This window comes from Zongyangia acetica (assembly GCF_038739695.1).
In the GTDB taxonomy this organism is placed as follows: domain Bacteria; phylum Bacillota; class Clostridia; order Oscillospirales; family Ruminococcaceae; genus Zongyangia; species Zongyangia gallinarum.
On sequence record NZ_JBBEWN010000011.1, the window covers coordinates 54602 to 77197 of the forward strand.

19 protein-coding genes, 1 tRNA gene and 2 pseudogenes are annotated in these 22596 nt (G+C 49.4%); 6 read left to right on the forward strand and 16 right to left on the reverse strand.

From position 1 onward, the window contains the following. Window positions 1-178: 178 nt before the first annotated feature. Window positions 179-1030 carry an aldo/keto reductase gene (locus tag WGC32_RS10890; protein WP_342681933.1) on the reverse strand — a complete coding sequence of 284 codons (852 nt, stop codon included), beginning with the start codon at window positions 1028-1030 and terminating at the stop codon, window positions 179-181. Between the two features lie 25 nt (window positions 1031-1055). After that, window positions 1056-1910: an aldo/keto reductase gene (locus WGC32_RS10895; protein ID WP_342681934.1), complete on the reverse strand. Its 855-nt coding sequence runs from the start codon at window positions 1908-1910 to the stop codon at window positions 1056-1058. 247 nt (window positions 1911-2157) lie between these two features. On the opposite strand from WGC32_RS10895, the gene WGC32_RS10900 reads away from it, so the two are divergent. Further along, a complete protein-coding gene (locus WGC32_RS10900) occupies window positions 2158-2973 on the forward strand; it encodes an amidohydrolase family protein (RefSeq protein ID WP_342681935.1) in 816 nt (271 codons plus the stop codon). Between the two features lie 49 nt (window positions 2974-3022). Here the strand turns inward: WGC32_RS10900 and WGC32_RS10905 are convergent, their stop codons facing one another. Then, on the reverse strand, window positions 3023-3532 hold the full coding sequence (locus WGC32_RS10905; RefSeq protein ID WP_342681936.1) for an amidase domain-containing protein: 510 nt from the start codon (window positions 3530-3532) through the stop codon (window positions 3023-3025). Window positions 3533-3671: 139 nt separating this feature from the next. Between WGC32_RS10905 and WGC32_RS10910 the strand changes: the two genes are divergently transcribed. Further along, window positions 3672-3758, forward strand: a tRNA-Leu gene (locus WGC32_RS10910). Window positions 3759-3932: 174 nt separating this feature from the next. Here the strand turns inward: WGC32_RS10910 and WGC32_RS15115 are convergent. The 12 genes and pseudogenes from WGC32_RS15115 to rbsD all read right to left on the reverse strand — a co-directional run bounded on the left by WGC32_RS15115 (window position 3933) and on the right by rbsD (window position 13472). After that, window positions 3933-4232 (reverse strand): integrase core domain-containing protein, encoded by a 300-nt coding sequence (locus WGC32_RS15115; protein WP_462933637.1) that lies wholly within the window; start codon window positions 4230-4232, stop codon window positions 3933-3935. Then, window positions 4232-4462: pseudogene (locus tag WGC32_RS15120) on the reverse strand (DDE-type integrase/transposase/recombinase); the annotation flags it as partial. The gene WGC32_RS15115 and the pseudogene WGC32_RS15120, both read right to left, overlap by 1 nt. 125 nt (window positions 4463-4587) lie before the next feature. Then, window positions 4588-4659: pseudogene (locus WGC32_RS15125) on the reverse strand (hypothetical protein); the annotation flags it as partial. 133 nt (window positions 4660-4792) lie between these two features. Next, window positions 4793-5785: a PfkB family carbohydrate kinase gene (locus WGC32_RS10920; RefSeq protein ID WP_191483291.1), complete on the reverse strand. Its 993-nt coding sequence runs from the start codon at window positions 5783-5785 to the stop codon at window positions 4793-4795. A 79-nt stretch (window positions 5786-5864) separates the two neighbouring features. Continuing rightward, complete coding sequence (locus WGC32_RS10925) at window positions 5865-7001, reverse strand: mannitol dehydrogenase family protein (protein ID WP_342681938.1); 1137 nt, start codon at window positions 6999-7001, stop codon at window positions 5865-5867. A gap of 57 nt (window positions 7002-7058) precedes the next feature. Then, a complete protein-coding gene (locus WGC32_RS10930) occupies window positions 7059-8078 on the reverse strand; it encodes a PfkB family carbohydrate kinase (protein WP_191483289.1) in 1020 nt (339 codons plus the stop codon). A 28-nt stretch (window positions 8079-8106) separates the two neighbouring features. After that, complete coding sequence (gene hxlB, locus WGC32_RS10935) at window positions 8107-8676, reverse strand: 6-phospho-3-hexuloisomerase (RefSeq protein ID WP_342681939.1); 570 nt, start codon at window positions 8674-8676, stop codon at window positions 8107-8109. Continuing rightward, window positions 8677-9312, reverse strand: a complete 636-nt coding sequence (locus WGC32_RS10940) for an orotidine 5'-phosphate decarboxylase / HUMPS family protein (protein WP_191483294.1) — start codon at window positions 9310-9312, stop codon at window positions 8677-8679. A gap of 48 nt (window positions 9313-9360) precedes the next feature. Next, a complete protein-coding gene (locus WGC32_RS10945; protein ID WP_191483295.1) occupies window positions 9361-10347 on the reverse strand; it encodes an ABC transporter permease subunit in 987 nt (328 codons plus the stop codon). 32 nt (window positions 10348-10379) lie between these two features. Further along, on the reverse strand, window positions 10380-11867 hold the full coding sequence (locus WGC32_RS10950) for a sugar ABC transporter ATP-binding protein (protein ID WP_224771655.1): 1488 nt from the start codon (window positions 11865-11867) through the stop codon (window positions 10380-10382). A gap of 78 nt (window positions 11868-11945) precedes the next feature. Further along, window positions 11946-12992 carry an ABC transporter substrate-binding protein gene (locus WGC32_RS10955; RefSeq protein ID WP_342681942.1) on the reverse strand — a complete coding sequence of 349 codons (1047 nt, stop codon included), beginning with the start codon at window positions 12990-12992 and terminating at the stop codon, window positions 11946-11948. A gap of 75 nt (window positions 12993-13067) precedes the next feature. Next, entirely contained in the window at window positions 13068-13472 is a 405-nt protein-coding gene (gene rbsD / locus WGC32_RS10960) for a D-ribose pyranase (RefSeq protein WP_342681943.1), read from the reverse strand. Window positions 13473-13739: 267 nt separating this feature from the next. On the opposite strand from rbsD, the gene WGC32_RS10965 reads away from it, so the two are divergent. Together WGC32_RS10965 and WGC32_RS10970 are read left to right on the forward strand one after the other, a co-directional pair. Further along, on the forward strand, window positions 13740-14975 hold the full coding sequence (locus tag WGC32_RS10965) for an ROK family transcriptional regulator (RefSeq protein ID WP_342681945.1): 1236 nt from the start codon (window positions 13740-13742) through the stop codon (window positions 14973-14975). A gap of 246 nt (window positions 14976-15221) precedes the next feature. Next, window positions 15222-15620 carry a hypothetical protein gene (locus tag WGC32_RS10970; protein WP_342681947.1) on the forward strand — a complete coding sequence of 133 codons (399 nt, stop codon included), beginning with the start codon at window positions 15222-15224 and terminating at the stop codon, window positions 15618-15620. A gap of 255 nt (window positions 15621-15875) precedes the next feature. Here WGC32_RS10970 and WGC32_RS10975 read toward each other — a convergent pair whose 3' ends face one another. Then, complete coding sequence (locus WGC32_RS10975; protein ID WP_342682004.1) at window positions 15876-20102, reverse strand: cadherin-like beta sandwich domain-containing protein; 4227 nt, start codon at window positions 20100-20102, stop codon at window positions 15876-15878. 726 nt (window positions 20103-20828) lie between these two features. On the opposite strand from WGC32_RS10975, the gene WGC32_RS10980 reads away from it, so the two are divergent. Beyond that, a complete protein-coding gene (locus WGC32_RS10980) occupies window positions 20829-21050 on the forward strand; it encodes a hypothetical protein (RefSeq protein WP_342681949.1) in 222 nt (73 codons plus the stop codon). 203 nt (window positions 21051-21253) lie between these two features. Further along, window positions 21254-22570 (forward strand): 5-bromo-4-chloroindolyl phosphate hydrolysis family protein, encoded by a 1317-nt coding sequence (locus WGC32_RS10985; RefSeq protein WP_342681950.1) that lies wholly within the window; start codon window positions 21254-21256, stop codon window positions 22568-22570. Window positions 22571-22596 lie beyond the last annotated feature (26 nt).

Below are 22596 nucleotides of genomic sequence, written 5' to 3' on the forward strand. Positions count from 1 at the left end.
TTGGTTTTCGCTCCTTTTTCTATAAATCTGTATTGATTTGCAGGTAAAATGAGTAACTATCGTTAGTATACATCATTTTTCTGTTCAAAAAAAGCCCATTTGGTAAACTTTTGAGTAAAAAATGATGTTTTGATATTTTGACGAAAAACAGGCGTTTTCCCCGTGGGAGTTTATCTATTTAGTCCAGGTCGAAATGATCCGGATGTTTGCCCAAGCGGCCGATTTTTCCCAGGGTATTGATGGTGGCCATATCCTCGTCAGAGATTTCAAAGCTGAAAATATCGGCGTTGTTTTTCATCTTCTCTACCGTAGACGCCTTGGGAAGGGGGAGGATCCCCCGCTGCATTTCCCAGCGAAGGCAGATTTGGGCGATAGATTTGTTGTATTTCGCCGCCATCTCCTTGAGCAGTTCATTGGAGAAAGCCTTGCCCTGCATTAAGGGGCCCCAAGCTTCCACCAGGATATTGTGCTCTTTACAGTAGGCGACAGTCTCATCCTCATGGCAGGCGGGGTGGAATTCCACCTGATCCACCATGGGCTTTATATTCGCCACCTCCATGAGAGGCTCTAGGTGATGGGGAAGGAAGTTGCTGACGCCGATGGCGCGGATTCTTTTTGCGTTGTAGAGTTCTTCAAAGGCCTTCCAGGTGCCGGCGTTGAGCTGTTGCCAGTCATGGTCATGCCCTTTGGGAATGGGCCAGTGGATCAGATACAGATCCAGATAACCAATATCCAGCTCCTTCATGGTCTTCTCAAAATCAGCCATGGTGGCATCATAGCCCTGGTTGGAGTTCCATACCTTGCTGGTGACAAAAAGCTCCTCTCTGGGGACGCCGCACTCCCGGATCCCCCGGCCCACGCCTACCTGGTTTTGATAAAATGCGGCAGCGTCAATGTGACGGTAACCTACCTTTACGGCGTTTTTGACGGCCTCACAGGAATCCTCGTCGGAAAGACGCCAGGTTCCAAAGCCAAGGCAGGGGATTTTTACGCCGTTGGAGAGGGTATAACAATCTTTCAGGCTTTTCATCTAGGTTGTCCTTTCTTTATCCTGTTTAATCAGGATAGATGGTGTCCGGATGTGGTCCCAGGCGGCCGATGGTTTCCAGAGAGCTGATGGCCTTCATATCCTCATCGGTCAGGGAGAAATCAAACACATCGCCATTTTGGCGGATGCGGTCGGGGTTCACCGATTTGGGCAGGGGGAGGAAGCCGTTTTGCAGGCTCCAGCGGACGCAGACCTGGGCAGGCGTCTTGCCGTATTTATTGCCGATCTCGATAAGCAGGGGATGCTGCATCTGTTTGCCCTGCATCATGGGGCTCCAAGCCTCGATGACCATCCCTTTTTCTTTGCAGAATTTGACGATTTCATCCTGATGGTAGCCGGGATGCAGCTCCAACTGGTTGACCATGGGCATAATCTTGGCCCGCTCCAACAAGGGCTGGAGATGATAGGTCAAGAAGTTGCTGATACCGATAGCGCGAACCCGTCCCTCTTCATAGAGTTCCTCAAAGGCACGCCAGGTTTGATAGGAATGCTCCTGCCAATCTTGCTTGTGACCTCTGGCAATGGGCCAGTGGATCAGATACAGGTCCAGATATTCCAGCCCCAGCTCCTTCATGGTCACTTCAAAGGCAGCTTTGGTCTCCTTGTAGCCCTGATTGACATTGCGCAGCTTGCTGGTGACAAAAATCTGTTCCCGGGGAAGGCCACACTCCCGTACAGCCTTGCCTACGCTGGCCTCGTTGCCATAGGCCACAGCGGTATCAATGTGGCGATAGCCCGCTTCAATCGCGGCCTTGACAGCCCTGACGCAGGTCTCTCCGTCATCGGTTAGATATGTGCCGAGACCTACGCAGGGGATTTTTACGCCGTTGGGCAGCGTATAACAATTCTGTAAACTGTTCATTGTCTCACGCTCCTTTGGTTGTCATTACATATTGTGGTTTCATTATACTACTTTTTTGCTGTTATGCCTACTTATTTTCTTTAGAGAAATTCATTTTCTACCTTTCATACAAAAAAACAAGAAAGAAATCGAAGGTGGAACAAGTTCCTCGACAGTTTGAATATGGTTGTGGAGAGAATGGTTGATTTTTAGGGGAAAGAGAGTATATAATAGAATTTCAGAAAAACAGGGGAAAGGATGGAACAATATGTATAGAGTGGCGGATGCCCATACCCATATATATGCTCTTAAAATCGCGGAAGCGGCCACCAGCGGCATCTTTAACTTTTATGGGTTTCCCTATCATGAGGTGCCCCGCGCCGGCACACCGGAACACCTATATGAGGTTTCCAGAAGGGATCATATTTCCCGATGCCTTGTCAGCCAGGTGGCGATGAAGCCAGGCATTGTGGATGTAATCAACACATTTCTGATGGAACAGTACCATCTCCACCCAGACTTTTATGTCCCCTTTGCAGCGATCCATCCGGACAGTGAAAATCCGGACAAGCTGATCGAGAGCTTTAAAGAACAGGGCTTTTTTGGGGTCAAGCTTCATCCGGATTATCAAAAGTTCCAGATGGATGACCCTAAAATGGATCGGATTTATGACGCCTGCGCAGAGGTAGGACTGCCTATTCTGTTCCATTGCGGCGACAAGCGCTACGATTTTTCCAATCCGGACCGGTTGATTCGGGTGATGAAAAAGCATCCCAAGCTCAAGGTGCAGGGGGCGCATTTCGGAGGCTTCAGCGTCTGGGAGGATGCTCTGCGGCTCATTGATGCCAGCGAGAACATTGTTTTTGATATTTCCAGCTCTCTGCCTTATATGAATTTAGAGCTGGTACCCCGATTCTTTGAAAAATTCGGCGTCCACCGCTTTTTCTTCGGATCCGATTATCCGCTCATGACCAGCAGCCATGCAGTGGCGGACTTTTTGGCCTTGGGACTTTCTGAGGAGACCAACCAGGCGGTACTCTATGACAATTTTGCAGCTTATTATGGTTTGCAGGATGAAAGATGAATGACGCAGGAAAAAGCAGCCCATGGGGCTGCTTTTTTATCCGGGGGGGTTATTCCCATCTTCGAAAGCCCTCTATATGAAGAAAACGTACCTTCAGAAAATCGTAGCCGGAGAGGGGCTTGTTATCCGCCGGATAGGTGTGGGCGGCGACAAGAATTTCATCGAGATTTCCTGGTCTTCCCACCGAGACGATGACAGGGCTGTGATGAAAATTTTCCTGGTCAATTACCAATTGACAGATATCCCCGGGCATGACCTCTCTTGGGGAGACTTCCCGGGCGAAGGGGCCGGCCTCTTGGTTACGGGTGAGGAATTGATAGAGATAGATGACGCCGGTCCAGGCAGGAGCGCGGTGGTTGATATCCAGGTAGTACCAGCCGGAGGTTTCAGTATAATTCATTACGCCGCAGCCCGCATAGATACACTGGGAGGCAAAGTTGGTACAGTCTCCGCCAATATTGGTAAAATTATAGTATCTGGGGTTGAATCCATAGGCCCATTGGTGGGCATAGGCTACAGCGGCTGATCGGTCGTAAGGATGGATTTTCCATTGTTTCATATGCGGTCTTCCTCATGAAAGTTTTTCTTTATTTTATGCTCGGCAGAGCGAAAAAGTATCCAAATCAAAAAAAGGTTGAAATTTTAGAATTAGTTCTTGACAAAAGGCTCATCATTGTATAAAATATTATTTGTCACTTGCGGATATGGCGGAATTGGCAGACGCGCTAGATTCAGGTTCTAGTGGTAGCAATACTGTGCAGGTTCAAGTCCTGTTATCCGCACCATGATGGACAGAGGTCGAAATTTGGAACTCAAAAATGAGACATCCAAATTTCGGCCTCTTTTTTTCGTGTCATAAATCCAGCATTTAAGCCATTTTTTCAGTTTACCCATTTTTATAAAAATGGGAAAATTGCAATGTAAAAATAAAAAAGTGGCTATATCCGAACCCCCAATTCTCATTTTTTAAGCGAGTCTTTTTTCTTCCAATATTCCTGTTCCTTATGATCCGGAGTTTTATACTGTATTGAGGAATGTGGGCGTTCATTGTTATAGAAGTCAATAAACCGGTGAATACCTCTTATTAGATCCGCTTCGGAAGAATAGTGCCGCCGATATAGTTCTTCTTTTTTAAGGATTGAGAAAAACGCTTCTGCGACTGCATTATTGTAAGGTTGTCCAGTTCGAGAAAAGGATTTTTTACTCCAAAGTCTTCTAATACGTGGACGAATGTGTAAGACATATACTGTGTTCCCCAGTCGCTATGAAACATAAGTTTCTTTTCTGGTTTTCTCTCGGTATAGACTTGCTTAAACGTTTTAGCGAGTAATTGTGTACTGCTATTCTGAGAGATTCGATAGGAAATGATCTTTCTTGAGAACAGATCAATGATAGCACAGAGATAATAATATTTTGGTTTAAACTTAAAAGCAGTAATATCGCTAACCCGAACTCGGTTTGGCCGTTCGGTTTGAAACTGCTGTTGCAAGAAATTTCTATTTTGCCCTTTCTTCCATTTTTATATTCCTTCTTTGCTGTAGTGCTGACGCTGCTACTCTCCAATTCTTTCATCATTTCAGAAACATATTTTTTACTTGTCTTAATTTCTTGATTTCGTAATACCGCTGTGATTTTTCTGGTACCATAAATTTGTTCACTGTCATCATAAATATTCTCAAAAATCATGGGAGGATTCCTCCTTTTTTACATTCCTCACTAAGTGAAGACAGCCCACCTAAAGGCGGGCTGTCTTCACTTAGTGAGAAATCTGTGAGGAGAAAAATTTTATAAAACTATGATAAATCACTTCTAAATTTTTCTATTCCTTTGGATTTGATAGATTTTTGGGGAAAAGCATCGGTGTCCTTTTCCTGCACATCTCCACCTGTTCCCTTGTGGGAACCGCACAGATGGCTCCTGAGTGGGCAGCGCAGGCTGCCCCAGCCGCATTAGCAAAGTCCATAATGGCTCGCATCTGTTCCAGGGGAATCTTCTCCACAGGGAGATCCAGCTTACTAAGCTCTACCAGTAGAGCGCCAGTAAAGCTGTCACCAGACGCGTTGGTGTCTACCACCTTGACATCGTAGGTGGGCAGGTGACCACTGCCATTGGCGTAGGAAAAATAGCAGCCCTTGGCTCCCATGGAAACTGCGGTTAATTTCGTCCCCAGCTCCGAGAACTTTTGACAACCCTCTTTTAAGTCGAAGGTGTCTGTAAAAAGTTCCAGTTCTTCCCAGGAAATTTTTAAGATATCCAAATGGGCCAAATAGGGGAGCAGCACCTTTTGAGCGTAATCCCTGTCATAGGTATAGGGACGCCAATTGACATCACAGCAGACAGGTATCCCCTTGGAGGCCGCATATTTTTTTGCCTTTTGTATAATTTCCAACCCATTGGGGCTGCACAGAAGAGAACCTGCAATGTGGAGGATTTTCGTATCCTCTAACCCATCAAAGTCGATGTCTTCTACAGAAAAAACGTTTAAAACCGTCCGGTTCTGTAGGGAGAAAAAGGTTCGGTCCCCCCTCTTATCATGGTCAACCAAGGTAAAAACTGTAGGGGCCTGTTCCGTAATTTTGACTCCCTTTGCTCCGATGCCATACGCTATGAGCACTTGATGGAGAAACAGCCCCAGTGGATCCCTGCCTACCATGCCAATCAGCGCTGTTTTCGCGCCCAGCTTCGACGCTTCCGCCAACATATTGCTAGGGGCTCCTCCCGGCTGTGCTTCATAGATGGGATTCCCCGCGGGGGAGGTGCCAATAGGAGTAAAATCGATAACTGTTTCCCCTATGGCGAGAACATCCAGCATTGTCTCCCTCCTTTTCTTTTGGGATAAGACGGGTACACTTTTCGGACAGGAAGGCTCTCTCGCCCGAAACGCCCTCCCCCTATTTTTTTATCGTACGGTAAGCCTGGGCGACCCGGTAAACCAGTTCGTGATCTTCCGGTAAGCTACAAACCTTGGAAATGGCTTTTTCAATTCCAAGTTCTTTAATATGCCTCTGAATTTCCATCGCCTTTTCATCCCGAGGCTCGTCATAGGCAAAGCCGTTGGCCATGGATTGGATGATAGCTTTGGGGTCGATGCCATGCTTTAAGCAAAAGAGTGCATTGCCGGTGAGACGGTCGTTGTGGCTGAGTTTGCGCATAGGGTCCAGCGCCACCCGGTAGATCAGATCGGTCATGTCATGCTTAGGGGAAGGCAAGGTGCAAAAGTCCCAGATATCCTCCTCCGGCACATGAAATTCCCGGCTCAGTCCCGGCACTGCTTCTTCCAGTACTGCCCGCATCAAAGCCGCTACCTCCGGATCGGCGGAGGCCTCGTTGATGGTGGTATATCCCTTCAAGTATCCTGCAAACGCACAGGTAACATGGGGACCGTTGATGGTGTAGAGCTTCATATCCTTTAGCTGCTCCAGATGGTCCTTCAGCTCCAGCCAGCGCACCTGGCTCAGATCTGCATACACCGGTTGCTGGACCAAAAGGGTACAGGTAACCTGGGTGTTGAGTTCCAGGTCCGCCGAGGTCTTTGCACTGGTGCTCCGGCGGACAATGGCGTCCCGCAGGGCCACATGTTCCCTGAACCATTGACGGGCCTCTTCGCCGTCCAAAGCGTCCAAAAACCATCCCTCTATAGCTTTCATCAGGTGGTTTTTATTGGTGGCGCTGATGATCGTCAAATTTTTTCCCTGCCTTCTCGCCCTTTCCGAAAGGCCACGTCCCAGATAGTCTGCCGCTTCCGGGATATCCTCTGGGTACAGTGCAAGTCCGATGATGTCTGCATCCAAAAGGGCATCCATGCAGGAATAAGCCTCGTCACACAGATAGGCATCATAATCCCGGATGATCCGAGTAAAGGAGCCATTGACCTGATGGCAGTGAACGGTATAGCTACCCTTCTTTAAGGCCTCGATGACTTTAGGGTCTTTGTCCAAGAAGGAAACCTTCCATCCATCGGTGGAAAAGGTCTCTCCCAAAAAACCCTTGCCCTCCTTGCCAGCCCCTACAACTAAAATTGAATTCATATTGATCCTCCTCCGGCTAACTTCAGTTTTTTTCTCTGGATATTCTTCCAGCCCTCCCTAAATTCCCTGACGGAGGGCTCCCTCCAAAGTGGTGTTCCGAAACGGCACATCGTCCTGAATCTTTTTAACTTTCTCCCTATTCGGCATGACCAGCAGGGAACCTCTCTGCATGGTGGAACCAGAGGAACACGCATTGCAAAAATCAGCGATCTCTGTCAGTTCCTTTTCCCCCAACGTGTCAATGTCCACGCCGGGCCGGGTCACCGCATAGATCATGGACCCCATAAAGGAATCCCCCGCCCCGGTGGTATCCAAGACCGGAACGTCATAGGTGGGGCGGTAGACAAAGCCCCTCCTGTTCCTCAAAAAGCAGCCATTAGGGCCCATAGTGACCGCCACAATCCGAGCATTACCGTCAAGCAGTTTCTCTGTTGCCGTATAGATATCCTCTTCCCCCAGAAAATACCGGAGCTCCTGTAGTGTGAGCTTGAGGATTTGGGCGCTTTTGATCGCGTCAATCGCCATTTCCAGCGCCTTTTGATCGGTATAGGGGAAGCGGTAGTTGGGGTCGAAGGAGATCATGATCCCGTTTTCTTTCACTACCTTCAAAATCTTTTGTGTCGCTTCCGCAATGGGATAGGCAAATTCGAAGGCCAAAGGGGTATAATTAAACACTTTACAACTGCGAATCTGCTCCATATCCAGCCGATCTCCATCAATCATCAAATCAGAGCGCGGGCTTTTATAGTTGGTAAAGGACCGGTCGTTGTTTTCATCAAAATAGACAAACAGGCACCTGGTTCCCACCTGGCTGGTATATTGCAAATTGGTCACGTCAAAACCCAGGTCATCCTGTGCCAGATGGTAAAGGTATTCGCCGTGCTCATCCTCCCCGACCGAAGAAATGATCCCTGCTTTTCCTCCCAGCCTGGATAGCTGGGCCGCCACATTCATAGGCCCCCCTCCAGGGTTGCGCTCATAAAGAAGCCTTCCCGCTTTGCTTTTCCCCACGCAGCTAAAGTCAATCATCAAGTCGCCCATGGAGACAAGGTCAAATTTTCTTTCTGTTGTTTGCATAGTCTGTTCTCCCTGTCCTCGTCTGGTCTTATTCCAAATTAGCGTGATAAAACATGATCGTTTCCCCTGTCTGGCCGTTTTCCTTCATGAGCTGCCCGATGACGCCATCCATAGCCAGGGTGACCGCCGCTTCAGAGAAATTCCCGCCCAGATTTGCCTTGGCAAAGGCAAGTGCCTCGCTGTCCTCATGGCTCACAGGCGGCGTTTCCAGCAGGGTAACCACACAGTCACACTCCTTAGGGATCGGCGCATCGGGATGCATGGTGATCACGGCTGTGCGGGCTCCATGGCTTTTTGCCTTGCGCACCACTTCCAGTGTGACAGGGGTCTTGCCGGAACCAGAACCGACGATCAACAGATCACCCGGCTGCACACTAGGGGTGCATACCTCCCCCACCAAAAAGGTTTCATGGGCGGTCTGCATCAGGCGCATGGCAAATCCCTTCATCGAAAGCAGGCTTCTCCCAGCTCCCCCGATAAAAATGCGCTTTGCCTGTGTGATCTCTCTGACCAGCTGATCTGTCTGTGCGGTGTCGACATGGCTGAGGATTTCCGCAAGTGCTTTGATCTCCCCCAGCGCTATCTCTTTTGCATTCATTTATTTGCCCTCCATAATTCCGCGCATCTCTTCCGCCACCGCTCTGGGATTCTCCGCAGAGGAGATGGCACTGCCAATAATAACCAGATCTGGATGGTATTGTACTACCTTCTTTAGTGTCTCACAGTTAATGCCCCCTGCTACCGCCACCTTAGCATTTTTCACTACCTCCCGCAGCATCCGCAGCGGTTCCTCTGGGCTTGCGCTACTAGCTACTGAAACTGCCCGGTGGATGCAGATATAGTCTGGTTTCATAGCGTCAATCTCCGCGCCTCTTTTAGCAATTTCATCCTCCGGGACACCCATCATGTCCACCAGAATCTGCCGCCCATTGTCTCTCGCCGCCTGGATGGCCTGCTTCACCGTGTCATCCCAGGTGCGCGCGGAAACAGTGGTGACGTCCGCCCCCGCTTTGTAGGCGATTTCCGCCATGCCGTAGCCGCCGTCCATAATCTTAAAATCAGACAGGATCCTGACGCCGGGCAGTGCTTTTTTATACATCCCTACCGAATCAATGGAATGAATAAAGGAATAAGGAGTACCCAGTTCTAGAATATCGATGAGGTCCGCCACTGATTTTGCCACGGCTAATCCCTTTTCCTCCTCTACCATATCCAAAGCTAACTGTAATTCCATGTTAGTTCCTCCTCTTTGTTATATTTGTTATAACCCTCGCATCATTTTTTAAAATGCACTCTTCTTGCGGGTGCGCAGAGAGTCAATATAAACGACCAGTACAATCAAAATTCCAAGGATCACCTGCTGCCAGAAGGAGTTGACACCGTTGAGGTTGAGCCCATTGCGCAGAATGGCCACAATCAGCGCTCCGATGAGAGCTCCCAGAACATTTCCTTCTCCGCCGGCCATGCTGACTCCGCCGATAACGGAGGCAAAAATCCCCTCAAACTCATAGCCTTCCCCCGTGTTGGTCTGGGCAGAGATCATACGGGAGAGCATAACCAGCCCCGCAATGCCGGAGAGAAGGCCCGCCAGGGAGAAGGTCATCAGCTGTACCCGCTTGACGTTGATGCCCGCCATCCGGGCAGTTTCTGTATTGCTACCAATGGCGTAAACACTGCGTCCATAGGTGGTTTTCTTCAAAAGAAAAGTTAGAATGATGGCTACCACCGCCACCACATAGACGGGAATTGGGATACCCAAAAAGCGCCCGTTCCCTAAAAAAAGCATCATATTCATGGTTTCATCGTTGACAGCACCACGGACAGTGATGGTTGCTCCGTTGTTGAGCAGCTTTAAAATCCCACGATAGATCCACTGCCCGCCCAGAGTGGCGATGAAGGGGATCAGCCCCAGTTTGGTGACCAAAAGCCCGTTGATAAAGCCGCAGGCCAGCCCGCACAGCGCGCCGCAGATCAGGGCAAAGCCCAAGGGGATATGGAACATAGTCATGGTGATGCATGTGATGCCTCCCGTTAGTCCCACGATAGAGCCGACCGACAGGTCAATACCGCCGATGATGATGACAAACGACATACCCATCGCTAACAGCATATAGACAGAGGCGCTCAGAAGCACCTGGGTCAAATTGGCGACGCTACGAAATTCTGGGGTACTGATAAACATAAACAACAGAATGCCTATGAGAACGCCTACCGGCCCCAGGCTTTTAAGATACTTGTTATTTTTTACCCGATTCCATACCTTATTCATCACTATCTCTCCTTTTCACCCTCCAAAAGGTATCAAACGCTTCCGGTGGCGTACTTCATCACTGTCTCAGAATTCGCCTCAGATCGAGGCAGATCTGCGGTGATGCGCCCTCCTCGGAACACCAGCACCCGATCGCTCATACCCAGCACCTCCGGCAGGTCGGAAGAGATCATAATGATACCCATCCCCTCGTCGGAAAGCTGGTTCATGATATTATAAATCTCATATTTCGCACCCACATCAATGCCCCTTGTGGGCTCGTCAAAGACAAGAACTTTGGCCTTGTGGGTCAGCCAGCGGGCCAGGATGACCTTCTGTTGGTTTCCTCCGGAGAGGTTTCGCACCAGCTGCCGGATGCTTGGCGTGCGGATATTGAGCTGCTTGCAAAAGTCCTTGGCGTTTTGTTCCGTCTTTTTATCCTGCATAACGCCATAACGAGAGAATTTTTTAAGGGAAGCTAAGGTGATGTTCGATTCAATATCCAGCCCCAGCGCGGTCCCGTCCAGCTTTCTGTCCTCTGTCATATACACAAAGCCCGCCTCAATGGCCTCGGATGGTCTTTTAAAGTTGTATGATTTGCCGTACAAGAGAATCTCCTTGGAGTCCACGGGGTCGGCCCCGAACAGCGCACGCATGGTTTCGGTCCGCCCGGCCCCCACCAGTCCCGCTACGCCAACAATTTCTCCGGCGCGGACTTCAAAATGATCTACATCCAGCTTATTGCCGTATTTAATGTTTTTTGCCTCAAAAATAACATCTCCAATGTTTCGGGTATACTGGGGATAGACGTTTGTCATCTCCCGCCCCACCATGAGGCGGATAATCATTTCGCGGTTGGTGTCCTTGTAGTCCATGGTCTGTACAAGTTTTCCATCCCGCATTACAGTGATGCGGTCCGCAATCTCATCGAGCTCTTCCATACGGTGGGAGATATAAATAATTCCCACCCCTTTTTCTCTTAATTTCCTGATGATTTCAAAAAGATGGTGAATCTCATTGTCGGTTAAAGATGAGGTTGGCTCGTCGAACACCACGATTTTACACCCTTTGGAAACCACCTTAGCAATCTCCACCATCTGCCGGTCTGCAATGGAAAGATCTTTCATCAGACTGGTAGGATCTACCTCCAGTTTTACTGTCTCTTTTAATATTTTTTTGGTCTCTTCAATGGCCCATTTGTCATCGATGACACCAAATTTATTTTTGATGCATCCCAGAAAGATGTTGTTTGCTACATCCAGATGCGGGCAAACATTCAGTTCCTGAAACACAACGCCAATTCCCTGGCTTATTGCGTCCTGAGCGTTGGCGATTTTCGTTTTCTTCCCCTCGATGGCGATGGATCCGGTATCCGGTTGGTACACACCGTACAGAATTTTTATGAGCGTCGATTTTCCGGCGCCGTTTTCACCGACCAGCGCATGCACCTCTCCAGCTCTGACATCCAGCGAGACATCGTCGAGAGCCACCACTCCAGGAAATTTCTTTGTGATATGTTCCATCTCAAGCAATGGTGTCATGGCTTATCTCCTTCTAAAAAATATGCGCTGGAGCTGGAACACAGTCTCCAGCGCATTCCCTTCGTTCCTATCGCTTTTTTATTGTCCAATGTAATCTAACGGGAAAAGCAACTTCTGCATCTCTTCCTCTTCCATCTTCTCCGCCGGAACTACTGTACAGCCGGTGTCCACAGTCTCATGAGCCAGCTCTTCTCCGTTAAGAGTCTTGACCGCTGCCTCAAACCCCTGGTATCCCATCTGATAGGGCTGCTGAACCGTCAGAAACTGAACCGTTCCATTTCTCATCAGTTCTGCGCTGTCCGGATTGGAGTCGAAGCCTCCCAAAATGATCTCACCCTCTTTGCCCAGCTGTGTCAGAGCGGTTCCTACCCCAGAGGTACGGGTTTCATCCACTGCAAACATGCCCTTGATGTCCGGGTTCGCGGTAATAACATCCACCGCCTGAGTGGTGCATAGGTTGATATCCGCTTCGCTGTAGAGTGTTCCAATCACTTCAATATCCGGATAAGCCTCCGCCATGCGGTCGGTAAAGCCTTTGACGCGGTCTACGTTGGAGGTGCTTGCCGGGCTTCCGGCAAAGATATGTACCTTCCCCTCGTTGTTTATTCTCTTGGCCATTTCATCAGCCGCCAATGCACCAGCAGTCACATTGTCCGTAGCAAAAGCACAGACATAGTCATCTGATGCAATCAGAGTATCTACCAGGATGACCGGAATTCCTGCTTCCTGAGCGGCCTGGCAAGGCGCTATCAGCGGCTCCGCATTAACAGGAGAGAGAACGATAGCATCCGGCTTGGAGTTGATGACGTCATACATGACCTCCACCTGGCGGGACGCCTCCTCTTTATCGGGATAGACAACACGTGGCGTCATACCAGCATCTTTAGCAGCCTGTTCAAAGCCGCCAGACACAATGCTCCAGAAATCAGCGACGCCTTTGGGGATAAACACAATGTCATAGCCCTCTCCGTCAGCTGTGGCTGTACTCTCTGTAGATGAGTTATTCGCCGTAGAGCTAGACGGCTGGCTTGCATCCGAGCTGCCGGGATCTGGCGCAGAGCTGCTGCAGGCGGCCAGGGTAAATACGAGCGTCAGCGCCAATAAAACTGCGATCATTTTTTTCATTTTGTTTACTCCTCCTTTTTATCACTCGGCTTCCCTTTTTAAATAGGGGAAGCTTTTGTACCTTTTTATTCATCTTTATCCGTCATAGGTGCAGCCAGACTGAAGTATGAGATTGGGTGCATGCAGACCATATTGTCCGGTGCGTATGATGCCCTTTGCCTTGGGAACGAGCTGGTCAAACTTGCTGTGAGGAACAAATTCGATAGTGATCCCCTCGAACCTCTTTTGATACTCATCTAAAAGATCCGGAGCAAATTCCCTGATCTCCTCGGCAAGTATGACCTTTTCCACATTGAATTCCTCCAAAATGCCATCCAGTACCTGCAGCATGGTTGGCAAGTTGGGGAGAAAAGCTAAATCGACAGTCTCAACTTGCGGTGGATTGTTGAACCCCGCGTCTGTCAGGGCCAGCCAGTCCCGGTGTCCTGTCCTTGCGAGCAGTGATCTTGTCTGTGCATGGAGAATTCCACGTGTCAGCATTTCTTTCCTCCTTTCTTTGTTTTTTACGTTTTTTCATTTTGCGTATCCTTTCATTTTGTTAAATAAATGATAGCGAAAAGTATTTCCTCTGTCAATAGGTCAAGACAGAAATTGGTTATCTCTCTAAAAATAGAGAATATTCCTTATGCGATTTCACAATACTCCTTCCTTTTCCCTTTTCGGAAAAAATTTGACAATCCTGAAAAATGATTTATAATAGTCTTAAATGAAATATTTAATTCTGTTAAATGATATATGAGGTTTATTATGAAATCAGGAAAGAATCTTAACGATCTTCTCAATGAGAACAAGGCGCAAATCTTGCGGTATCTGATCCATCACCGCGGATGTTCCCGTACGGAGCTCTCGGAAGCAGTGGGCCTTAAACCCGCCTCCATTACGAAAATTGTGCAACAGTTTTTAGAAGACAACCTTGTGGTGGAAACCGGTCTCTCCGAGGGAGCTAAGGGGCGGCGGTCTATCAGCCTCTCCTTTAACTACTCTGATTTTTATGTCATTGCCATCAAAATCTCCTGGGAGCGGCTAAAAATTGACCTATTGGATTTTGCGGGTATTTCCCGCAATGAACTGATCAGTCTGACCACTGAGCACCTGACCTATCACTCGATGGATGCTCTCATTTCTCTCATCGCAGAAAAGGTGGCAGAAATTTGCCGCCGCCATCCCCACATCATTGCGGTAGGGGTCGCCACCATCGGACCCTATGTGTGCAATGAGGGGAGCATTCTTTTTTCTGAACCGAGGGCGGATGAAAAAACTGCTTATCCCCTGCTGAAAAAATTGCAGGAAAAGATCTCTCTGCCTGTTTTTGCGGATCAGGATGCGGCAGCCGGCGCTCTGGGATACTGGTGGTTCCGGACCAGTTGCAATCCACACACCCGGCTGATGCATATCTTTGCCGCCGAGGGCGTGGGAGGCAACTTTGTCCTCAACGGACATCCTCTCTCTGATTTTTTAAGCCACGCCTTTGAATTTGGCCACACCATTATTAATTTGCACGGGGAACAGTGTTCCAGTGGGTGCATTGGCTGCCTTGAGACTTATTGCAGTTTTCCCAGCTTTATTCGGAGAACCCGAGAGAGGCTCTCTCTCTTTCCCGACAGCCTTCTACAGGCCAAAAAGGATACCTTCACCATCTACGACATCATCTCTGCCATGAAAGCCAAAGATCCTCTGGCCCTTGCTATGGTGGAGGAATGGGGACATTCTCTGGGCTGCGGTATTGCTTCCATTCTTCCCCTGTTTTTCCCCGATGTGGTGGTTGTCAGCGATATCATGACAAGCTGCGGGGATGTTTTGCTTGATGCCATCCAGTCCTCCCTCCGACATTATAAGCACGGCTGCTATGAGGAGCCTAAGCTCATCTTCACCAATCCCCAGGATGACCTGGTCCTTCTGGGGGCCGCTACCGTTGCAATCGACAAGGTGGTCTCAAACCCTTCCCGCTATCTTTCTCCCCCCAAATCGGCAGATCAGGAATAGTAAAATAAAAAGCAGTCCTTTCAAATCAAAACCACCGGTGAAGCCGGGGGTCCTGACTTTCTGAGGATATCCCTTGAAAGGCAGGGTTAAGACGATCGTCTTTTACCCTTGATTTTGGGATTTTTATGAGCTATTGTATTAGCGTACAACCCTCCTAATTATTAAAAAACCGAAGAAAACTCCTGTGAAACAACAGCGAGGAATTCGGAGGCTTATAAAATAATCGATATCGAGGGGGAATGGTTCGTGAAAAGCAAAATAAAATATGTGGCATTATTGCTCGCAGTGGTTTTTATTGCGGTCGGGATTTCAGTGATTCTTTTACAAACGCCTTCCAATAGATACTCCTATGATGATATCCCAAGAAGATATATTACAGGCGAAATTACTTCGATTTCTGAACAAGATGAAGATATCGAATTGTTGTTGGAGAATGGCGAGCGAGCTTCGGTAACCATGACGGTCAATGGAAAAGTAGAAATTTATGAAATAGTCGATGCAGATGTAAAAATGGCCGACTTTTCCAAACTGAAGATAGGCCAAACCATTCAATGTGACATAAGACTTTCGGTCACGCTTGAGAAAATAAATTCGTTTCATGATTGCAGGCAAATCTTTATTCTCCCAGACGAATGGCTGGGATGAGACCGCGCAAAAAGGCCATTTGGCAGAACAGAGGATAGCGGAGGTTCGAAATCTAAATTGACTACATCGGCCAAGCCTTCGGTAAGCACTGAGTTTACCGAAGGCTTATTTTGTTTGTATTTTAGGTGGATGTAAAAATAAAGTTTACCGCGTTTTCTGAAATTTTTGATGAGCTCCCAGCCTTTGTGGCCCAATAAAAAGCGGATGGTATTGAGCCATCCGCTTTTTTTGGTCATAAAACAAAATGAGATGAAACTATTTTCTCTTGCGGGAGAGAACCACTACAGCGCCAGCACTCAGTACAAGGACTGCCAGTGCTCCAGCGATCATGCTGTGATCGCCAGAAGACGGGTTCTCTTTGTCACTGTTGCCAGAACCGGATCCATTGGCGGAATCATTTCCGCTGCCAGACGGCCAATCCCAGTCCCCGCCGCCTGCCTGATCTTCATCAGATCCAGGGATGCTGGGCTTATCGGTGCCAGGTGTGGGATCTGGCTCTGTCACCGCTTCCTCTTCCCGTGTCACCACAATCACATATTCGCTCTCTTCACCTTCCAGGCTCAGCGTAACTACAATCTCGTTTTCGCCTACCTGCAGCGGGATCTCTTCAGAGTAGACGCCGCTCTCCAGCGCCTCTTCTCCCAGCATGGCTGTAATGCCATCGGCAAAGAAGGCTTTCACCTGCACACCCTCTACCTCGTTTCCTACGGCAGCGGTGTAAGAGAAGGTGTCTTTGTCAAAGGCGGGAGTAAGAGTTCCTTCAGACAGCTCCAGACCGTCCAGGAGAGGTTTCTCGCCTACAGGAGGCTGTTCTTCCTCTTCCCTTGTGACGGTGATGGTGTAGGTCTTGTCTCCTGCTACCACGGTGATAGCATTAGGTCCAACCTCCAGGGCAATATCCTCGGAGTAGGAGCCAGAGGCGACATCCTTGCCGTTGACGGTAACAGCGGTGTCACCGGTGTAGGTGGGCATGACCTTGACAGAGGAGACGGAGTTTGCCACGGTGGCGGTGTAGGAGAGAGTATCCTTGTCAAAGGCGGGATCCAAGGTGCCGTTGGAGAGCTCCAGATTGCTCAGCTCGGTGGGAACGGGCGCTGGTTCCTTCCAGGCAGAGTTCATGGAATAGATGTTGAGGCTATCCACAGTGACATTGCCGCCATTTGTAAAGAATTCCATACCGTTGCTTTCAGGATCAGGGAAGTAAACAGAGCTAACGGCGGAAATACCGTCATTGCCAAAGGCCTCAATGGCGCTGGAATCTACTAGAATCCGCATCTTAATTTTATTGCCTTCAGGCTTAAGCTCCATATAGCTGACACCGGTATAGGAGATTCCGGATTTACTCTTATCCATCACCAAGCGCTGATTTGCGACATCATATTTGACAACAGTCTCCTGGGTGTCACCCTTGCGCAGTTTGAAACCAAATTCGGTGACGCCGTCGCCCAGGGTAAATTCACCTTCGATGTCCATAAGGGTGCCCTGTTTTCCATCCAGGATATTGGCGGAGTCGGGGGTGACCTCCACGCCGGTGCCCGAATAGATCAGTTCATCCCGCAGGCTTTCCAACTCCTTGACAGGATAGCTGTACATCCGGATTCCGTCGTCAGTGGTGCGTAGGGTGGTTTCCAGAGGTACGGTCATAGCGCCGTTCCAAACCTTGGTCTCATCCAAAGCGTAGGCGGATTCTCTCAGCCAGCTGACAGAAATAATCCGATCATCGGGAGCGGCGTAGAAGGTCTGGGTGGCATAAACAGTCTGATCGCCGCGGCTTTCCAGCTCGCTGAGATCAGCATTAAACTGGAAGGAATCACCGTTGTACCGCAAAGGATCGGTTTCCGGCTGGAAGGAAAGCTTTCCTTCCCCATCTTTGACCATGTCTCCGATGAGATAGAAGGAGCCGGCCGCGTTGTAGACCCATTTTTTGTTGGAGGAATCTCCGTCAACAGCTACCTGGTACATATCCGGGCACTCCCAGCTGATGGTGTTGCCGTTTTTCAGCTTCAATGTGCTGTTGTAGGTCCAGTTTTTCAGATCAGGAGAGGTGTACATCTTAACTTCACCAGAGGTCAGCAGAACCCAGGTGCCGCCGCCCGCCATTTCTGCGTCTTCATACCAGAAGACCTTGGGGTCAGCGCACCAGCCGTCGGCCAGCACAGGAGCTCCATCCTGGTATTTGGTCCAGGTCAGGCCGCCGTCCTCGGTATAGGCAAGGCCGGTGGCGCCGCTGCCCCGGACAATCGCATATGCGAGGACCATACGCGCTTCCGGCGGGACAGACTCGTCGTAGAATCCAGCCGTGTTGTTGTAGTCGATAAATCCGCTGCCAGACCACATGTTGCCGTACTCATCGGGGGAGAGGGCCAGGGGAAGCTGGGTCCAATGAACCAGATCTTTGGATACAGCATGTCCCCAGTGCTTCTCATCGGTAGGAGACATACTATATGGATAGGTCTGGTAGAAGAAGTGGTATTCCCCGGTGGCAGCGTTATAGAGCATGCCGTTGGGGTCGTTCATAAAGGCGTATTGAGGCGTAAAGTGGAACTGGGGACGATATTTCTCGTTGTAGACGGTTTCGGGATCCGCGTCCTTGCGCACCCGCAGGGTAAAGGTACGGGAAATGTGCCCCACCGGATCTTCCGCCTTAATGGAAATATTGGTATAGCCGATGGCATTCAGGGGAACTGTCGCGGCCACACCGCTCTCGCACTCCTGCTTGTCGATGGAGAGGACAAAATCCTCCGGAGCCGTCAGGGTGATAGAGACAGAATCGGAACCCTCGTCGGCGACAGCTAAATACTCAGCTTTCCCTTCCACATAGGGCTCAGAGAGCTGGGCGCCAGAGAGCTGCATATCGGTAATACGCGGATTTTGGGCGGGATAATAATTGACGTTATTAAAGGTAACGTCGCCGCCGTTGGTCATGAGGCCAAAATATCCGCCGGTGAAATCGGCGTCTACATAGGTGCCCACCAGGCCGCCATCCAGATAAAAGTTAAAGGTGCCGCCCTCCAAAGCTTCCAAGCGGAGGTGGTAATCCTTTTTCTCAATTTCTGCCTGGGTCAGGCCGCGCTGGACATACCAGACCTCGGTACCACCGGTATTTTTGAGCATCTTGGTCTGGGTGCCCCACCGTTTGCCCACATTGATGCAGTACCAGTGGGAATAGGGATCGTCGGGGTTCTGCACACCGAAGACCAGGCCGCCGATGCCGTCGCTGTTTTCAAGGTGCATGTCCCCTTCGAAGACAAAGGTTTCACTGCTGTCCACCGTGTCGGTAAACATGGCGAACATGTCCCCGCCTCCGATATTGTTGCCCCGATAACCCCGGGAGGTGGTGCTCCAGTCTCCTTGGACACCGTGAATACCGTTTAAATTGGTGGTAAAACCAACAGGATCGTTGTTAAAGAAGCGAATGTTCTCAAACTTCGCCTCGCAGCAATAGGTGGTCAGGCCGACATAGCCGGCCGCATATTCGTCATAGTTGGTGGAGATGATGGGATCAGGGTTGTTGCCGAGATAGACCTTGATATTGCCTTCGGCATCCACATCCAGCTTGAGATGGAATTTTCCATCTACAATGGCGCCCTCAGGAATGGGCTCCCGGATATCCAGACCAGCTTGATTGCCCTCGTCAAAAAGACGAAGCTGGGAATAGGTGGCTTTGATGCCGATCCAATCCACCCCCAGGTCGGTGCGGTTGACGGTGGAGAACAAAAATCCAGCGTCTCCGCCCTCTAAAAAGGTGATGTCCGCCTCCATGGTAAAGGCGTTGCCCTTAGTTTCGGAAAGGGTGTGGAAGTTACCATTGTTGTTAGGCACAGTGACCGCTCCGGTGAGAGGATCGACAATGGGAGAACCGGTCCAGCCGCCCAGGGATTCCTCATTTTCTGCGGGGGGAGTTTCGGTGTTCTCACGCAGGACGATATTCTCAAATTTTGCGCTGCCAAAATAGCTGGTAAATCCGATGTAGCCGCTGTGGTAGGCGTCGTACTGGTGGGAGATGACAGCCTGGCCGTTGACATAGACGCTGACGATATTGTCTTCTGTCACCGCCAATTTGAGGTGAACCTTTTCATTGTCCAAGGCGCCAGAGGGTAGATTCCCGTATTCATTGAGATTGGAGCCGGCATGGTCGGAGAAAAGCCGGACATTGGAAAATCCAATTTTGACGGCAGTCCAGTCGGTGCCGGGAGCCTCCCGATCGGTGACGCCGAAAATAAAGCCGGCGTCCACATAGCCGTCTGGGAAAGAGACATCCGCCTCCAGGATGAAGGCATCAGCCGTCACCTCCGAAATGACGTGGTTGTTGTCTTCCAGACGATTGACGGTGATGGTACCGGCATCCTTATCCACCGAGCAGTCGCCGGTAAAGGTGCCGTCAAAAATGTTGTCCGTGGCGCTGTAAGGTGCAGGACCATGAGCAGGGACATCGATGGCGCTGACCGACAGGCAGGAAAGCACCATCATCAGGGAAAGCACAAGGGACAATATCCTTCGTCCCGGCTTTCCGGATTACACTCTTCTTCTCATAAGCAGCCTCCATTTGCTTTCAATTGATTTATCTTAAGGCTCCAGGGGAAAACCTAAGGGGCAACCTTCCGCGGGTTTTCCCTTAAAGCCTTTCGACCGATTACTTCTTGCGGGGAAAGGCTTCTCAATAGGCCTAAAACAGCCATTTTAGGGGATTTCTCTCACAATTTTTCACTTAAACTGATTATAGCACCGGCAGAAAAACTGTACAATGATCGCATATTTTGCCCTTTTAAAATCCGGAAATTTGCACTTTGAATATTCCGGTAAAATAACAAAGGAATCAAATTTTTTTTATAAAAATCACCTAGACATGTACTAACAAGTTACTGTATTCGCATACAAGAAAAGAAGTTCCGCGATCAAACTAATGAATTTTAGTGTGACAAATTGGATGAAAGTACAAAATTATAAAAACTTCAAAGGCCTGTTTCTTCATCCTTCAGGCCCGCAGAGAGATCTGGCTGAAAAAAGAGTGTCTTCCGCTTCTCCTGCTGAGATAAAAATTTTTAGCCGGATTTTTATCCGGCAATTATAAAAGTTGGTGACTAACCACAAGAAAAACAAAAAGCGTGTAAAAACTGCCGCGGAAAACGGTGCCCGACAGAGGCCGGCCGGAAGAAAGGGGCATATGATGATTCTGTACGATATTTTTCTACAGGGGGTGAAACACAGATGATTATGATTGCCACAGTCCGGGAGGTTAGGGACGACAGCCTGCTTGTAAGAAACCGCGCAAACGGCCAGGATGTAGTGGTGCATACAAACTGTACAAGGTGTTTTTGTGTCGGCGATATTGTCAGCATCTTATTTAACGGCATCATGACCAATAGCCTTCCGCCGCAGATTACGGCTACCAATATCCGGCGGATTTTCTCCCGCGGTTTTTGCCGGTAATCTTGCAGGGAACCGCCAACTACCTAATCTATACGATACCAGCGCTGGATCAAATGATATTGATCCAGCGCTTTTTGCGGTGGTGGTTTCGGAATATAGGAGAATCTTTTTAAACAAATTTTCACAGTTATTGTTATTTTGCCCTGAATCCGCTATAATGAATTTGATTATTTGTGTTTCATTCCACAGAATGGAGGAAGAGCATGAGAGAAGACGAGTTGTCCAGGTTGGGAAGAGAAGTTGGAAGAGCAGTGCGCAATGTTTTAAACTCCAAAGATTTCGATGACCTGAGGACATCTATAGATTCTGCGGTGAGGAATATAGGACGGACTCCGGGAAGTCAGCCGCCCCCCTTTGGGCAGGAACCCTTTCGGGATCCCTACAGCCCTCCGGGTCCGGATAGAAGCGGCCAGTGGCAGCCGGGATCACAACAGGTTCCTCCCAACCAAGGCCAGTGGCAGGCGCCTCCCAGACAAAACCAGTGGCGGGGAGCAAGCCAGCGCTGGCAAAGTAGAAACCCAGCCGGACAGCAGCCTTTCCGGCCTTATACTCCGCCGACTATGAACCGGCAGTATAGAGCCACCTACCGGGCCAAGGGCCCGTCGGATACCGGTACCCTGATGATGGTGCTGGGGATCATCTTCACCATTTTGTTCAGCTTTGCCATCGTGAATACAGTGTTCCAATTTATCGGCGGAGGCTTGGAATCCTTGGCCGAATTGGCCTCTTTATTCCTGCTTTTGATCGGCGGCATTGTACTGCTCTGCGTAGGGAAGAGCAAAAGAGATCGGATCAAGCGCTTTCGGGTCTACGCGGCAAAATTGCAGGGCAGGAATTTTGCCACTGTCAAGGAGTTATCCGAAGCGGTAGGATTGCCGGAGGAATATGTGGCCCGGGATCTGCAGAAGATGATAGAAAAAAGGCTATTTCCCCAGGGCCATATGGATGAAAAGAAAACCTGCATCATGACCGATCAAGAGACCTACGCCCAGTACCTGAAGACCCAGGAGAATCTGAAAAAACGCCAAGAAGAGGAGCGGAAGGAAAAAGAGCTTTGGGAAAAGGATCCGGAGGCGGCGGCCCTTCATGAGATGCTTGTGGAGGGAGCCCGTTACCGGGAGGAGATCCGGCAAGCCAATGACGCCATTCCGGGAGAAATCATCTCCCAGAAGCTAGATCGTTTAGAGAATGTGACAACGAAGATCTTCGAGTATGTGGAGAAACATCCCAAGAAGCAGCCGGAGATCCGGAAGTTTATGAGCTATTATCTCCCCATCACCCTCAAGCTGGTGGGCGCTTATCGGGATTTTGATGCCCAGCCGGTGCAGGGGGAGAACATCATCTCCGCGAAAAAGGAGATTGAGGATACCCTGGATACCATTAATCTGGCCTTTGAAAATCTGCTGGATGGTCTGTTTGAAGATGTGGCCATGGATATTTCCACCGATATTTCCGTTCTAGAAACCATGCTGGCTCAGGAGGGCCTGACAGAGGAAAAGTTCGGCTCTGGAGAAAAATAGAAGTTTGGCGATAAAGCCCGTTTCTC

Bases quoted from the DNA above. Each gene is read 5' to 3' on its own strand.
- WGC32_RS10890 (WP_342681933.1), bottom strand. From the start codon at position 1,030: ATGAAAAGCCTGAAAGATTGTTATACCCTCTCCAACGGCGTAAAAATC.
- WGC32_RS10895 (WP_342681934.1), bottom strand. From the start codon at position 1,910: ATGAACAGTTTACAGAATTGTTATACGCTGCCCAACGGCGTAAAAATC.
- WGC32_RS10900 (WP_342681935.1), top strand. From the start codon at position 2,158: ATGTATAGAGTGGCGGATGCCCATACCCATATATATGCTCTTAAAATC.
- WGC32_RS10905 (WP_342681936.1), bottom strand. From the start codon at position 3,532: ATGAAACAATGGAAAATCCATCCTTACGACCGATCAGCCGCTGTAGCC.
- WGC32_RS10920 (WP_191483291.1), bottom strand. From the start codon at position 5,785: ATGCTGGATGTTCTCGCCATAGGGGAAACAGTTATCGATTTTACTCCT.
- WGC32_RS10925 (WP_342681938.1), bottom strand. From the start codon at position 7,001: ATGAATTCAATTTTAGTTGTAGGGGCTGGCAAGGAGGGCAAGGGTTTT.
- WGC32_RS10930 (WP_191483289.1), bottom strand. From the start codon at position 8,078: ATGCAAACAACAGAAAGAAAATTTGACCTTGTCTCCATGGGCGACTTG.
- hxlB (WP_342681939.1), bottom strand. From the start codon at position 8,676: ATGAATGCAAAAGAGATAGCGCTGGGGGAGATCAAAGCACTTGCGGAA.
- WGC32_RS10940 (WP_191483294.1), bottom strand. From the start codon at position 9,312: ATGGAATTACAGTTAGCTTTGGATATGGTAGAGGAGGAAAAGGGATTA.
- WGC32_RS10945 (WP_191483295.1), bottom strand. From the start codon at position 10,347: ATGAATAAGGTATGGAATCGGGTAAAAAATAACAAGTATCTTAAAAGC.
- WGC32_RS10950 (WP_224771655.1), bottom strand. From the start codon at position 11,867: ATGACACCATTGCTTGAGATGGAACATATCACAAAGAAATTTCCTGGA.
- WGC32_RS10955 (WP_342681942.1), bottom strand. From the start codon at position 12,992: ATGAAAAAAATGATCGCAGTTTTATTGGCGCTGACGCTCGTATTTACC.
- rbsD (WP_342681943.1), bottom strand. From the start codon at position 13,472: ATGCTGACACGTGGAATTCTCCATGCACAGACAAGATCACTGCTCGCA.
- WGC32_RS10965 (WP_342681945.1), top strand. From the start codon at position 13,740: ATGAAATCAGGAAAGAATCTTAACGATCTTCTCAATGAGAACAAGGCG.
- WGC32_RS10980 (WP_342681949.1), top strand. From the start codon at position 20,829: ATGATTATGATTGCCACAGTCCGGGAGGTTAGGGACGACAGCCTGCTT.
- WGC32_RS10985 (WP_342681950.1), top strand. From the start codon at position 21,254: ATGAGAGAAGACGAGTTGTCCAGGTTGGGAAGAGAAGTTGGAAGAGCA.